Annotated in this window: 13 protein-coding genes; all 13 read right to left on the reverse strand. The window is 61.6% G+C overall.

All coding sequences use genetic code 11. The features are described from left to right. A partial coding sequence (locus GX108_00475) for an efflux RND transporter permease subunit (protein ID NLO55523.1) occupies window positions 1-2710 on the reverse strand: 2710 nt, incomplete at its 3' end. Next, on the reverse strand, window positions 2707-3753 hold the full coding sequence (locus tag GX108_00480; protein ID NLO55524.1) for an efflux RND transporter periplasmic adaptor subunit: 1047 nt from the start codon (window positions 3751-3753) through the stop codon (window positions 2707-2709). The genes GX108_00480 and GX108_00475, both read right to left, overlap by 4 nt. 5 nt (window positions 3754-3758) lie before the next feature. After that, window positions 3759-5108: a TolC family protein gene (locus GX108_00485; GenBank protein NLO55525.1), complete on the reverse strand. Its 1350-nt coding sequence runs from the start codon at window positions 5106-5108 to the stop codon at window positions 3759-3761. Continuing rightward, window positions 5105-5716, reverse strand: a complete 612-nt coding sequence (locus tag GX108_00490; protein ID NLO55526.1) for a TetR/AcrR family transcriptional regulator — start codon at window positions 5714-5716, stop codon at window positions 5105-5107. The genes GX108_00485 and GX108_00490 overlap by 4 nt, the downstream gene beginning before the upstream one ends. 161 nt (window positions 5717-5877) lie before the next feature. Continuing rightward, a complete protein-coding gene (rpsI, locus tag GX108_00495) occupies window positions 5878-6273 on the reverse strand; it encodes a 30S ribosomal protein S9 (protein ID NLO55527.1) in 396 nt (131 codons plus the stop codon). 28 nt (window positions 6274-6301) lie between these two features. Further along, window positions 6302-6736 (reverse strand): 50S ribosomal protein L13, encoded by a 435-nt coding sequence (gene rplM, locus GX108_00500; GenBank protein NLO55528.1) that lies wholly within the window; start codon window positions 6734-6736, stop codon window positions 6302-6304. Between the two features lie 158 nt (window positions 6737-6894). Beyond that, window positions 6895-7935, reverse strand: coding sequence for a nicotinate phosphoribosyltransferase (locus GX108_00505; GenBank protein NLO55529.1), 1041 nt, complete (start codon window positions 7933-7935; stop codon window positions 6895-6897). 18 nt (window positions 7936-7953) lie between these two features. Then, window positions 7954-8178, reverse strand: a complete 225-nt coding sequence (secG, locus tag GX108_00510; protein ID NLO55530.1) for a preprotein translocase subunit SecG — start codon at window positions 8176-8178, stop codon at window positions 7954-7956. A gap of 41 nt (window positions 8179-8219) precedes the next feature. Then, on the reverse strand, window positions 8220-8825 hold the full coding sequence (locus tag GX108_00515) for a non-canonical purine NTP pyrophosphatase (protein ID NLO55531.1): 606 nt from the start codon (window positions 8823-8825) through the stop codon (window positions 8220-8222). Beyond that, entirely contained in the window at window positions 8782-9579 is a 798-nt protein-coding gene (gene rph / locus GX108_00520; GenBank protein ID NLO55532.1) for a ribonuclease PH, read from the reverse strand. The genes GX108_00515 and rph overlap by 44 nt, the downstream gene beginning before the upstream one ends. A gap of 8 nt (window positions 9580-9587) precedes the next feature. Continuing rightward, a complete protein-coding gene (locus GX108_00525) occupies window positions 9588-10277 on the reverse strand; it encodes a GerMN domain-containing protein (GenBank protein ID NLO55533.1) in 690 nt (229 codons plus the stop codon). 50 nt (window positions 10278-10327) lie between these two features. Further along, window positions 10328-11968: an N-acetylmuramoyl-L-alanine amidase gene (locus GX108_00530; protein ID NLO55534.1), complete on the reverse strand. Its 1641-nt coding sequence runs from the start codon at window positions 11966-11968 to the stop codon at window positions 10328-10330. After that, the coding region (locus tag GX108_00535) for a TldD/PmbA family protein (protein NLO55535.1) at window positions 11946-12577 on the reverse strand (632 nt) is incomplete at its 5' end. The genes GX108_00535 and GX108_00530, both read right to left, overlap by 23 nt.

The following is a 12577-nucleotide window of genomic DNA, read 5'->3' on the forward strand; positions in this document are numbered from 1 at the left end:
AGACCACCCCCGTGAGAGCGAAGGGGATGCTGAAGAGTATGACGAAGGGGTCCAGGTAGGCTTCATATTGGCCCGCCATGACCATGTAGACGAGCATTATGCCCAGCAGGACCAGGAGCCCCATCTGCCGGAAGGCGTCCTGCTGCTCCTTTATCTCGCCTCCGAAGGATATCCTCACTCCCTCGGGTACTTCCATGGCCTGGACCATCTTCACAGCGTCGGCGGTGACCTCCCCAAGGGACCGTCCGTGGACGTTGGCCCCGACGGTCAGGTATCTCTGCCTGTTTTTGCGCTCCACCTGGGGCGGACCCACCTCGTCCTTCATCGCCGCCACCGACGACAGCTTTACGAGCGCCCCCGATGACGAGGGAACGGTGAGCCGGCCGAACACGTCCCTGCTATCTCTCTGGTCCTCCCTCAACCTCACCCTGATGGGGAAGTCATCCTCACCCTCCCAGAAGGATCCCTCGGTCTCGTATCCCGCAAAGTAGATCCTGGCGGTGCGGGAGACGGCGGCGGTGCTGACGCCCAGGTGGGCCGCCTTTTCCCTGTCCGGTTCGATCCAGAGTTCGGGACGGTCCTCCCGGCGGCTGACCGATATATCGGCCGTGCCCGGTATCTCGGCGAGGCCCGACGCGATCATCGACGACGCCCTGGTCACCTGCTTCAGGTCATCGCCGTAGATCTCTATATCCAGGGGCTTGGAACCCAGGAACATGGCCTTTATGGGCGAACTGACGAAGACGGTCATATCCTCGATGCCAGGCTTCGCGTGGATCCAGTCGCGGATTTCGCCGGCGATCTCGAAGGCGGACCTGTCCCTCTTGTTCTTGTCGACGAGCTTAATACCGATAGTACCCGTGTTGGGGCCCGCTTTCTGACCGACGGCCACGGAGAGGCCGCCTTCCTCCATTCCGTCCATCCCGAAGACGAGTTGGGCCTCGGGGATGGTCTGCCGGCAATAAGCCATGACCTCCCTGACAAGTTCGTCGGTGACCTCGAGCCTGGTTCCCTCGGGAAGCGAGAAGGTTATAGATATGTCGCCCGTGTCCGGGTCGGGGGTCAGTTCGGTCCCAATGGTCCGGAAACCGAGGAAAGTGAGCAGCAGCAACAGGAGCGACGAGGCTATGACCTTCTTGCGATTGTCCAGCCCCCAGGCCAGCATGGACGAATACACTTCCTCCATGCGGGAGAAGAATCTCTCGGTCACCTGGTGTATTTTCAGTTTCCCCGGCTCGCGGCCGAAGAATTTGCTGCCCATCATGGGTATGAAGGTAAGAGCCACGAAAAGAGACGCCGAGACCGCCAGGACCATGACCACCGTGAGGGCCGAGAAGAACACGCCCACCAGGCCGGAAAGAAAGGCGAGGGGGAGAAGCACGACGATCGTGGTGAGCGTCGAGGCCATCAGGGCCGAACCGATCTCGCTGGCGCCCAGCACGGCCGCGACACGCCTTCGGCTTCCCTGTTCTATGTGGTAGATGATCTGATCCGTCGCTACGATGGCGTTGTCCACCACCATGCCGCTTGCCATGGCGAGGGCCGAGAGGGTGAATATGTTTATCGTGTAGTCGAGGCGCCCCATGGCTATGAAGGTTATGATGAGCGAAAAGGGTATGGCCCCCGCCACGATCAGGGAGGCGCGGAACCTCCTCAGGAAGGCCCAGGTGACGAGGAACACCAGGATTATCCCCACCATGAGGGAGACGCTGAGGTTGGATATGGAGTTCATGATGAAGTCGGCCGTGTCCAGGACCACCTCGTAGGTCACGTCGGAGGGGAAGCTCTCTTCCTCCAGCCAGGCGAGCCTTTCCAGGACCGCCCGGGAAACCTCGATGGTGTTGGCGTCGCTGTTCTTCATCACTATGAGAACGACGGCGGCCTGGTCGTCCTTCCACCCGTTCATGGTCAATTCCTTGTAACCGTCCCTGACCTCGGCGACATCGGCCAACCTGACGGGATTTCCGTTCCGGAGGCCCACGACGGTGTTCGCGATCTCTTCCACCGAGGTGAACCTGCCCGGCACCCTTATGAAGTACTCCGTCCGGCCCTCCTTCATGGACCCGGCGGGGATGTTGAGGTTCTCACTCTCGAGGACGCCCGCAATGGCATCGGGGGGCAGCCCGATGGCCTCCAGCCTGTCGGCGTCGAGGAGGACCTGGATCTCCCGGCCCACGCCACCGAAGATGAGGACCTGGCCCACACCCGGCACCCTGGAGAGTTCCTCCGCCACGTTCTTGTCGATAAAATGATAGAGCCCCTGGTAGGACCTTTCGGCCGTCATGGCGACCTGCACGACGGGGACCGTCCCCGAGGTTATCCTGAGCACCACCGATTCCTCCGCGTCGGAGGGGAGTTCCCTCTTGGCGAAGTTGACGGCATCCCTCACGTCGCCGGCCCGGACATCGAGATCCACGCCCCATTTGAACTTCACCGAGACGACGGAGATGTTGTCGAGGGACCTGGAGATGAGGTCGTCCACCCCTTCAAGCATGGAGAGACTGTTCTCCATAACCTTGGTTATCCTCTGCTCCACGTCGCTGGCCGATGCCCCCGGCCACGGGGTGATCACCGTCATGACGGGCGGCTCGATCTTCGGGAGGAGGTCCAGTTTAAGGTTGAGAAAGGAAATAGAACCTATGACCAGGACGGCGAGAAAGACCATCAGGGTCATGACGGGACGCTTGACGGAGATCTCGGGGAGCTTCACCTTCGGTACACCTCTATCCTGGTCCCGTCCCTGACGGTGCCGGCCCGGGTCGTGATTACTTCCTCACCGGGATCGAGGCCTCCCGTGATCTCCACGAAGCCTTCCCGCTCGATGCCGGTACTGATGACACGAAGAACGGCCTTGCCGCCCTCGGCCACGTAGCATATCGTCTCGCCTGTGCCGGCTAGGCGGCTGACGGCCTCACGGGGGAGAGCCATGACCCTTTTCTCACCCGAGGTTATCCTTGCCCGGGCGAACATACCCGGTAATATCACCCCTTCGGAGGGGAGGGTGACTTCGATCTTTCCTGTGCGAGTGGCTGGGTCGATGACGGGGGAGATGTTCGTGACCACCGCCACGAACTCCCTGCCGGGAAGGGCATCGACAAGCATGGTGACCTTGTCGCCCGGGACGATAGCCGGGAAGAGCCTTTCGGGGACGGCCCCAACGGCCTTGACGTTGTCTTGCCTGAAGATAAGAAAAGCCGGGCCCTGGGGCGCGGTATCGCCGGGGTCGATAAAACGCCTGGCCACGATGCCTTCGGCCGGGGCAGTGATGGTGTGATACCCGCCCATGATCCTGGCCTGCTCGTAGGCCGACTTCGCCTGGGTGTAACGGGCCCTGGCCTGGTCCGCGGCCTGGCGGCTGATCACCTCCTCCTTGTAGAGGGACTGGTAGCGTTCATAATCGGCGGCGGCGGTCTCGTAAAGGGTCCGGGCTTCCTCCAGCTGCCGGTGGACGAGGCTCCTGTCAAGCGATGCCAGGGGTTGACCCTTTTTGACCCTGTCCCCCTCGCGGACGAAGACCTCCAGTACGGTCCTACCGGGGACCTTGGGCACCACCGCGGACTGCTCCTGGGGCTCGATGTTGGCGGTGAACTCGACGACCTCGGCCAGATTCATCTCCCTCAGGTGGACCGTCTCGACCCTGGCGACCTCCTCCTCGGGAAGGGCGCTCTTGATCCTGCCCTGCTGATGCCCCCTGAAAAGGATAAGTCCTGCGAAAACTGCGACGATAGCAACCATCACCACTGTCTTTTTCATGCCCATCACCTTTCGTCCACGGGGATCTTTACTGCCTCGCCCAGCGCCAGTTCCATGTCAGAGCGGGCCTTCAACGCGTCGTAAACGGCATCGACGAGCTGGGTCCTTGATCTTGACAGGGCCACCCTGGCGTCGTGCACATCGATGTTGGTGCCCACCTGGGCCGAGTACCTGGCCTCGGCCATGCGGTAATCCTCCTCGGCCAGGGCCACCTGGGACCGGGCGACCTCGAGCCGCTGGAGGGCCGAACGGAGGTCCAGCGTCGCGATGGAGACCTCGAGATCCACGCTTCGCTTCATGTCCTCCACCCGCTGCAGCAGTTCCCCGGCCAGGGCGAGGGCTTCGTCCCTGTGGGCCTTGGCCTTGCCTCCGTCATAAAGGGTCCACTGGGCTACCAGGGAGATCTTCCAGTCGTCGGCGGCATCGGGATAAAAGGTCTGCCCCACGGAAAAGGCTTCCCCCTGGAGGTAAACCGAGGGGCCCTTCTCCCCCTGGGCCGCGACAGCCATGGACCTAGCCGAGCGTACCGACGACTCCAGCGCCCTGAACTCGGGACGGCCGGCCAAGGCCGCCCCGAGAGCATTCCCGGGTATTTCAACGGGGGAGGGCTCTTTTTGGGGCTCGGGGAGTTGATACCTGTCCTTTATCCCGGTCCCGACGGCCCTTTCGAGGGCGCTGAAAGCGACCTCGATGCCGCTTTCCGCCCGGATGAGGTTCAACTTAGCGTCGGAGACGGCCACTTCTGCCCTCAACAGCTCGTTTTTGGCCACCACGCCGTTTCGGTAAAGGGCTTCGACGCTTCCCAGGTGATCCAGGGCCAACCGGCTGGCTTCCTCGGCTACAACGGCCCCGGCCCGGGCCCTCTGGAGTTCGAAGAAGGCACTCCTGGCCGCGTGGGCCACGACCTGGCCGGTCCTTTCCGATTCGGCCCGGACGGCTTCAACGGCGAACTCGGCGGCGCGGATGCCGCTTTCAACGGCGCCGCCGCTGTAGACAAGCCAGGAGAGGCTCAGGGCCGTCCTCCACATCTCGCGGAAACCGGCCTCGGCGTAGCCGTGGAGGTTTGGATCATTGGTCACCAGCGGGTATCGCGGTTCACCGTAGGTTTTTTGATAGAGCGCGGAGGCCGAAAGGACGGGAGCCTTCCCGGAGGAGGCCTCCCTGACCCTGGCCATGGCCTGCTCAACCCTCTTCTCGGCCATGCCTACCTGGGGGTTATTCTCCATGGCCAGGGCCACGACAAGGCCCTCGTCCAGAAGGGGCTTTGCGTCAGCCCACGCCCTCCTGCCCAGGAATATTACGAAGAGGGACAGCATTATAAAGGCGATGGTGATGATCCTTCTCTGCGGTGTCATTTGAACCCCTCGCTTTGGAAATCGAAACGGCCTATGGCGAAACGCCATAACTCCCTGGCCGAGTCCAGATCCAGGTTGAACCCCAGTTCCATGATTATCCCGTGCATCACGAAACGGAGGGTGGTCAATATTCTCTTGTAATCCCCACGGGCTTCGCCGCTCCTGAAGGCGGGGAAGACCTCCTGGGTCACAGGCCAGAGCTTGTCCTGGATAATACCCAGAAGATCCCCGGCTATATCGGATAGTTCCCTTCCTTCTTGCCCGCCCCGAAGTCTTTCGATGAAAAGGGTGATGAACAGGAGGCACATCTCCCGGTCTTCCCAGAGCATGTCGATGATCCATTCCCCCTGGAGGGTTACGAAGGACCGGACATCCTCCTCATTTCCGCGGAGGGCTTCCACGTGGCTGTGGATTATTTTCTCGACCTCCCGCCTCAGGACAGCGGCGAAGAGATCGCTCTTGCCGTCGAAGTGCCAATAAAGAGCCCCTTTGCTGAGGCCCGTATCCTTGACGATGGCATCCATGCTGGTGCCGTGATAGCCATTCCTGGCGAATTGGCTCCTGGCAACCTCCAGGATCTTGTCCCTGGTTCCGCAGGGATCGGACATAATATCGCCTCCAGGCCGAAGGTTTGCGCAACAGGGGAAAATCTACCACAGACCGACCGGTCTGTCAAGGAAAAAGGATAAGAGCCGTTCCCGAAATAAAAAGCGCCCGCTCTTCTGGCGGGCGCCTTGATTTATCCGTTGTAGGTGAAAGCCGGGCAAAATCAGCGCTTGGAGAACTGTCTCTTGGCGCGGGCGCCTTTCTGGCCGAATTTTTTCCTCTCGACCATCCTGGAGTCCCTGGTCAGCAGGCCGGATTTCTTGAGGGTGGGTCTCAGTTCGGGATCCATCTTGAGCAGAGCCCTGGCAAGTCCGAGCCTGACCGCGCCGGACTGCCCCGTGAGCCCGCCTCCGCTGGCGTTGACAAAGACATCGATCTTCCCTTCAAGCCCCGATGTCTTGAGCGCCTCGAAAGCATGGGACTGCCATATGCTGCGGGGGAAGTATTCGTCGGCGGGTCGCTCATTGACCTTCAGCATCCCGCTACCGGAACACACCCTTACCCTCGCAAGGGCGGCCTTGCGTCTGCCCGTACCCCAGTAATATTCAGATCGCTTCATGCTCTTTTTCCCTCCCTTCCCTGTGGCGTTACCGGATATCAAGCGGCTCCGGCTTCTGAGCCGTGTGCGGATGTTCAGGTCCCGCGTAGACCTTCAGTTTCTTCTCGAAGTGCAGGCGATTCTTTGGAAGCATTCCCTTTACGACTCTTTCCAAGAGGCGTTCGGGGTATTTTTCCATGAAGGTGCCGTAGGAAGTGGCCCTGAGTCCGCCCTTGTACCCGCTGTGGCGATATATGTATTTCTTCTCCAGTTTCTTCCCGGTGATCTTTATCTTGTCGGCGTTGACGATAACTACGAAATCCCCGGTGTCGACATGGGGCGTGTAGGTCGGCTTGTTCTTCCCCTGGAGTATCAAGGCCACCTGGGCAGCCAGCCTCCCTAGGACCTTGTCGGTGGCGTCAACGACAAACCATTTTCTCTCCACTTGTTCCTTTTTTGCCATGTAGGTCGTATTCACAGCCATTTCCCGAGTTCCTCTCCTTAATGGCCTCGCCGCGTAAGGGCAGCGGACACAATAAATTCCCTTCCCTGCAGTGGTCACGAAAAACGCAGAGCGGTGCTTATTCTATCCAAGCGTCCCATGGGTGTCAAGGACGACCCTGACGACCCGAGGGTGCTTTTCTAGAGGTACTTTTCAAGGGAAGGGTTCACGGTTATGCCCGGAATCCTGCCCCGTTTCGCCACGGGCTTGCCGTCGACCATCTTGATGTCCATGGTCATGTCCCTTGGAGTCGCGTGGGCGATGTAACTCCCCACGCCAAAAGACGCGGCGCCCGCCTCCGAAAGATGCCTTATCCTTTCGGGGTTGAGCCCCCCCGACACGGTAATCGACACGTGGGAGGCACCTGCCATGTCGAGCCTGCGTCGGACCTCGCGAACCAGTTCGGGCGTCACCCCTCCCCTTTCGGAGGGGGTATCGAGCCTGACGGCCGACAGTCTCTCGCCCAGGGAGGAAGCGATCCTGAGCGATTCCTCGGCTTCATCATGGAAGGTGTCCACCAGGATGATCCTGGGCTCCCCTTCCGGGAGGAAGTCATCGTAGGCCTTGGCTATCCGCAGGGTATCGCCCGCGATCAGTATGGCAGCGTGGGGGATGGTGCCCCTGGGGTCTATACCGGCCAACTTGGCCCCGAGAATGCAGCTGGCGCCGACGCAGCCTCCGGCCACAACGGCGGCCCTTTCCATCACCGATGATACGGCGGGGTGAACGTGCCTCGCACCGAAGGAGAGTACGGGCCTGCCCCCCGCGGCTTCGACGCATTCCCTGGCGGCGGTGGCCCACCCCGTGGAGCTGGCGAGCATGCCCAGGATCACCGTCTCGTACATGCCAAAAGCCGAATAGGGTCCGCTTATCCTGGTGACGACCTCGCCGGGTACGAAGGTGTCTCCCTCATCCAGGGAAAGGACCTCCACGTTGGAGCCTTCCAGGAGGCTGACCACTTCCGGTATCCCGGCGAACACACCACCCCGCTTGGCAAAGATCTCGGCGACCACGGGGGCGTCGAGCCTCCCGCAGGCATCAAGGATATCCCTCGTCTTCACGAAGTAGATGTCGGTGGTCTTACCGGACAGGATCTCCTCGTGGGTCGCGCTGAAGAACCTGGCCGTCCCCGGTTCAAAGGCATACACATCGGAGAGTCTGTCCAGCCTCGGGGAGTCCATCGGCCTCACCCCCGGTTTTCAGCGTATCAGGACGAGCATCAGTGATGTGGCCAGGAATAGGGCCGTCAGGACGATGGTCGCCTTGGTGAGAAGAGTGAATCTCTGCCACTGCCCGGCGGCATCGGCCTGGGTCCCGCCGCCGAACACGCCGGTGAAGCCGCCCTGCTTGCGCTGCTGCATGAGGATAACGGCCATCACCGATATGGAGACGATCAAATGAACGACCGTGAGGAAAACCTTCACGCCTTGCACCTCCCAGATGATTCTTGACCTGAAACGAAGATTTATTCTACCACACAACCGCCGGAGAGCATACGACAGAGAGCCCCCGCCGCCACGGATCGGTGGGATACGCGTGATTTGACATCCGGACCCAGCGTCGCCAGGGTCTCGTCAAAGCCACGGGGGACAAAGATGGGGTCATAGCCAAAGCCGGACCTCCCCGACGGCTCCAAAGCGATACGGCCGTGGCAGAATCCCTCCGCCAGGCACCATCTGCCCCGTTCAACGTCGAAAAAAGCCAGGACCGCGACAAAGCGGGCCTCCCTGTCTGAAATGCCCTTCATCTTTTCAAGAAGCCATTGCACCCTGGCTCCGTCGTCGGGAGCGACCCGGGCGGACTTAACACCCGGCCCCCAGCCCAGTGTCCGGACCTCGATGCCGCTGTCATCGGCCAAGACGGACCGCCCCAGGGCCTTGGCCCAAGCCATGGCCTTGAGGACGGCGTTGCCGGCGTAGGTATCCCTGTTTTCGTCCACCGCGGGAATCCCTTCGGGGCCGGCGAGGTCCATGCCGAAGACGAGTCCCACCCCCGCGGAGGCAAGGAGGGATCTCATCTCGAGGTACTTATGCCTGTTGCCGCTCGCGAAAACGATCCCGGGCAACGCCAAGGGCTCTCTCTTCTTCTTCCGAAAGTTTCAGCGAACTCTTCTGGAGCGTGATCAAGGAGGTTATGCCTTTTTCGGCCAGGTCTATCATGCCGAACAGTTCCCGCCTGGAGTAGGGGTCTCCCTCGGCGGTCCCCTGCACCTCGACGAAGTCCCCGAACTCGCTCATGACGATGTTGAAGTCCACTTCGGCGCGGCTGTCCTCGCCGTAGGAGAGGTCCGCCACGATGACGCCGTCGACCTTGCCCACGCTGATGGCCGCTACGAAGCATTTCAAGGGGATGGCATCGATGATCTCCCTGGCATAGAGCCACCTCAGGGCATCGGCGAGGGCGACGAATCCCCCGGTTATGGCGGCGACCCTGGTCCCCCCGTCGGCCTGGAGCACATCGCAGTCGACCCAGATCGTCCGCTCCCCCAGGAGTTCCAGGATGGTGCCCGCCCTGAGGGAACGGCCGATGAGCCTCTGGATCTCGTGGCTCCTGCCGCTCACCCCGCCGCGGGCGCTGTCACGGGGGGTCCTGGTTTCGGTGGACCTCGGCAGCATCGAGTACTCGGCCGTCACCCAGCCCTTGCCGCCGCCCCTCATAAAGAGGGGGACCCTCTCCTCCACGGAGGCCGTGCAGAGCACCCGCGTGTCGCCGAATTCCACGAGGGCTGAACCTTCGGCGAAGCGGCTGTATCCCCTGGTTATGTTTACGGGCCTGAGTTCGTCGGAGCCTCGCCCGTCGACCCTATTCCCTGATGCCTCTCCCATCCTGAGCGTCATGAGATTTTCAGTTGCCACGGCGTGGTGAGGTCCACGGGGGCCTTGAGCTCCGGATCCTTGCTGTTTATCAGGATACGGACCCTCGTAACGGGAGAGAAGTTGGCGACGATGGTCCTGACCAGCGATGTCATTATCAGGGTGGCCTTTTCGGCAGGAAGGTTCTGGATCACCTTCACGAAGGGGTCGTTCAGGTCGAGGTACAGAAGGTCTCCGTTGCGGAAGACGTGGAGAACCCGCACCTGTTCCGAGATGGTGTTCTCGGCCCTCATGGTCTCCATGAGCCCCAGTATGACGGTCTTCACGTCCTCCTCGAGGATGCCGGGTACGAGGGAGACCGTCTCGGATTCAAGGATGTCGCCCCTGGGTACGAAGACCTCGAAGCCCGACCTCTTCACGCTCAGACCGGAGGGCTCGGAGGTGTCCTCCAGGACCCTTTTCGCCTCGGCCGGGTCCCTCACCACGTTGCGCTGCGCGATGATCTGTTTCTTGTCCAGGTACTTCAGGGTCAGCGACGTGCCCCAGTATCCCGCAGCGAAAAGGAGCACCAGGACGGAGATCCAGACAACGACCCGGAGGGCCGTGGGCACTCTACCGGTCTCGTCATCGTCATCGTAGAAATCGTCCGCTTCTTCGTCTTCGAAAAGAGGCCGTGGGGCTCTTTTCTCCCAATCCCGGGGTTCCCGCATAGTATTCCCCTCCGATCGCAATTGGTCTTTAAAAGGGTGACGGGCGGCGCCTAATTATAGTGGCTCTGCCCAAGGAATTCCACGATGCCCGCGGAAAGAGCCTCGGCGATCTGCCTCTGGTAGTTGGCGTTTTTGAGCTTCGCCGCTTCCACCTTGTTGGTAATGAAGCCCATCTCGACAAGGACGGAGGGCATCGCCGCGCCCCGCAGCACGAAGAAGGGGGCCTGGGCGACTCTCCTCATGGGGAGCTTCTTCGCTCCGCCCTTGCGGTAGAGGATCTCCGCGAAGGAGGTGCTCTCCTGTATCTTGACGTTTTGCTGCATGTCGCCCAGGATCTTCAGCAGGGTCCGTGTCCTCTTGTCGACGGCCTCGCTACTCTCGAGACCGCCCCCGACGAGTTCCCTGTTCTCTATCAGGGCCAGTTCCATGGCGTGCTTATCACTGGGCAGCGCCATAAGGTATATCTCGACCCCCTGGGCGGATCTTCCCTTGGGGAGCGCGTTGCAGTGCAGGCTCACAAAGGCGTCGGCATCCTCCTTCAGGGCGATGCTCGTCCTCTGAGACAGCTGGAGGTAGACATCGGTGCTCCTGGTGAGGACCACCCTGAGGCCTTCTTTTTTGAGCATGTCCGCCATGAGCCTTGCCACCCGGAGGTTTATATCCTTTTCCCTTATGCCGTTGGCCACTGCTCCCGGGTCCTTGCCGCCGTGCCCGGCATCGATGACGACGGTCTTAACGCCGCCAGGAGTTTTCACCGGCACGGGAAGAGGCTGGCAGGGCTCATCGGAGATTTCTTCCTCGAAGATAACCTCTTCGGGAGGCTGCGTCCAGGGAGCGTAGGGCGCCGGTGCTGTCCCGATGGGCCTGGGGTCATAAAAATCGATGACCTGCCTGAAGGGTCCCTCCAGGGCTAAGTGCCTTACCGACGAGGCATTGTGCTTGAAGGCCAGGACGACCCGGTCGCCGAACTGGGTCACCGAGAGGCCGACCTCCGAGGGGTAGGGCGAGACCGAACCGGCCGTACCCCGGGCCATAAAACCTGGAATGGTCACCGTGACCGCCCCGGGACCCGGTTTTATTTCAGGGGCGGTCACGTTTGAAAGGTCCAGGACGACCCTGAGGCCGAAATCCTGCCGCCCCCACCGAATTGACCTCACCGTGGCCGAGGAAGCGGGAATCGGCCCGGGAAGAGACGCCCCGGACGGCTGGGGTGCGACAACCTCTTGCGTCGGGACGGGGATCGACTGTGGCCTGGGCTTGTAACCCTCACCCTTCCAGGCGAAGGATCCGCCGCCGGAACCCGCCACGCGGTCGAAAAGGACCAGGGCACAGTCGGGATCCACCCACCAGTGACCGCCTTCACGCAGCACCTCGTGCATCAGGGGGATGATCTCTCCCTTGTGGATGGCCGCCGCCGCGCCGGGGAAGATCTGAAGAGACCCTCCCGGTCCCTTCAAAACCAGGGTATCGCCCTTTCCCTCGGCGGAGAGACCGATGAGCCTCACGGCGGAGTCCAGGGCCACGAGCCTGCCGCCCTGCACGGTCTGCACGGGAATCCGCCCGAGGGACTCGCCGCCGCGGAGCAAATCCCACCCCTCCTGGGCCGAAAGAGCACCCGGGGAAAGGAGCGGCAGGAGTATGAGCGCCGCGAGGGCGCAGAGCGTGATCCTAGGTGCCCGCCATCGAGACATTCCGCACCACCATAGTGCACCCCCCTATGTCGCCGAAGAACCGCAAGTCGTCGCCCACTTCGGCGAGGTTCGAAAGAAGGCTCACGAGGTTGCCGGCCATGGTCATGCCCGCCACGGGCCTTTCCGGGCGGCCCGCACCGTTTATCATCGCTCCCTTGATACCCAGGGAAAAATCGCCGCTGACCGGGTCGATGGTGTGAACACCCATTAATTCCGTCACGAGGATCCCCCCGGTGCAATCTTTCAGGATCTGCCGGGGACTCCTTTCCCCGGGAGCGACGAAGAGGTTCGAAAAACCCACCTCCGGAAGGCTTCCGGGGGACCTGGAGGCGTTGCCCGTGGAGGGCACCTTGAACTTCCTGGCGTACTTCAAATCGTAGAGAAAGGAAGACACCTGCCCCCGCTCCATCAGAACCGTCGGGCCCGAGGGGACTCCTTCCCCGTCCCAGGGAGATGTTCCGTTACCCCAGCGAATGGTCCCCTCATCGACCAGGGAGAGGCAGTCGCTGCCTATCTTCTCCCCGATCCGGTCCTTCAGCATCGAGCGGTTCTTGAAGACCTCCGATGCCAGGAAAAGTTCCCCCAGGGCTTCCACGAGGGAAGCGGCAG

The organism is Thermovirga sp. (assembly GCA_012523215.1).
In the GTDB taxonomy this organism is placed as follows: domain Bacteria; phylum Synergistota; class Synergistia; order Synergistales; family Thermovirgaceae; genus 58-81.